The 1,753-nt window shown below is 65.1% G+C and carries 2 protein-coding genes; one reads left to right on the top strand and one right to left on the bottom strand.

Annotation, left to right across the window (positions count from 1 at the left end; genetic code table 11):
• The coding region (panB, locus tag I5W_RS14290) for a 3-methyl-2-oxobutanoate hydroxymethyltransferase (RefSeq protein WP_044529730.1) at window positions 1-827 on the top strand (827 nt) is incomplete at its 5' end.
• Window positions 828-912: 85 nt separating this feature from the next.
• Here the strand turns inward: panB and I5W_RS14285 are convergent.
• A partial coding sequence (locus I5W_RS14285) for a molecular chaperone DnaJ (protein ID WP_044529729.1) occupies window positions 913-1,753 on the bottom strand: 841 nt, incomplete at its 5' end.

Raw genomic sequence — 1,753 nt, 5'->3', positions numbered from 1 at the left:
TGGCAGGCTATCTTCAGGAATCGGGCGCGGCACGCGCCAAGCCGATGACCACCCACACCCTGCAGGCGATGCGCGCCAAGGGCGACAAGATCAGCATGCTGACCTGTTATGACGCCAGCTTCGCCACGCTCATGGAGCGCGCCGGGCTGGAAACGGTGTTGATCGGCGACTCCCTGGGCATGGTCTGCCAGGGCCATGATTCGACCCTGCCGGTGACGATCCAGGACGTGGCCTACCACACGGCGGCAGTGGCCCGCGGCACCCGCACCATGCTGATTATCGCCGACCTGCCCTTCGGCACCTACCCAACCCGCGAGGAAGCCTTCCGCAACGCCGCGCTGCTCATGCAAGCGGGCGCGCAGATGGTCAAGCTCGAAGGGGGCGTGTGGCTGGCCGATACCATCAAGTTCCTCACCGAGCGCGGCATCCCGGTGTGCGCGCACATTGGCCTCACGCCACAGTCGGTGCACCAGCTGGGCGGCTTCAAGGTGCAGGGCAAGACCAGCGATGGCGCCACGCAGCTGCATGCGGATGCGCTGGCGGTACAGCAGGCGGGCGCTTCGCTGGTGGTCATCGAAGCGGTGCCGGCCACGCTGGGCAAGGAAGTGACCGACCGCCTGGCCATCCCCACCATCGGCATCGGTGCCGGTCCCGATTGCTCGGGCCAGGTGCTGGTGATGCATGACATGCTGGGCGTGTTCCCGGGCCACAAGAGCCGCTTCGTGCGCAACTTCATGGACGGGGCCAGCGGCATCGAGGAGGCGGTGCGCCACTATGTGGGCGCCGTGAAGGATGGCAGCTTCCCGGCCCAGGAGCATTGCTTCTGAGGCCTTGATTCAGGCTGTGGACAAGAAAAAGGCCAGCGAGATCGCTGGCCTTTTTCTTTGCTGCCGATGATGCAGATGCTGCTGATTACTCGAAGAATTCCTGGACCTTGTCCTTCCAGGTCTTGGTCTGCGGGCTGTGCTTGGCGCCGCCTTCAGTGGTGAGCTGCTCGAACTCGCGCAGCAGTTCCTTCTGGCGATCGGTCAGCTTGACCGGGGTCTCCACCACGACGTGGCAGAACAGGTCGCCCGCGTAACCGGAACGCACGCCCTTGATGCCCTTGCCGCGCAGGCGGAAGGTCTTGCCGCTCTGGGTCCCTTCGGGAATCGAGAAGGAGGCCTTGCCATTCAGGGTCGGCGTGTAGATCTCGCCACCCAGTGCCGCCTTGGCGAAGGAGATCGGCATCTCGCAATGCAGGTCGTCACCATCGCGCTGGAACACGTCGTGCGGCTTGATGTGAATTTCCACGTACAGGTCGCCCGGGGGACCGCCATTGACGCCCGGTTCACCGTTGCCGGAGGAACGGATGCGCATGCCGTCGTCGATGCCTTCGGGGATCTTCACCTCCAGCGTCTTGTTGCGCTTGATGCGGCCGGCACCGGCGCAGGTGGTGCAGGGTTCCGGAATGATCTTGCCGCTGCCGTGGCACTTGGGGCAGGTCTGCTGGATGCTGAAGAAGCCTTGCTGCATGCGCACCTGGCCATGACCGCCGCAGGTGGTGCAAGTGACCGGCGAGGTGCCGGGCTTGGCGCCGCTGCCGTGGCAGGTATCGCACTGGTCCCAGGACGGCACACGAATGGTGGTGTCGAAGCCGTGCGCAGCCTGTTCCAGCGTGATTTCCAGGTTGTAGCGCAGGTCGGCACCGCGATAGACCTGCGGACCGGAGCTGCGGCCACGGCCACCGCCGCCGCCAAAGATGTCGCCGAAG

Origin of the sequence: Herbaspirillum sp. B65 (genome assembly GCF_000333555.1) — a bacterium.
Taxonomy (GTDB): Bacteria; Pseudomonadota; Gammaproteobacteria; order Burkholderiales; family Burkholderiaceae_D; genus Herbaspirillum; species Herbaspirillum rubrisubalbicans.
The sequence above is the reverse complement of the archived record's forward strand: the minus strand, read 5'-3'. Positions and strand labels throughout refer to the sequence as shown.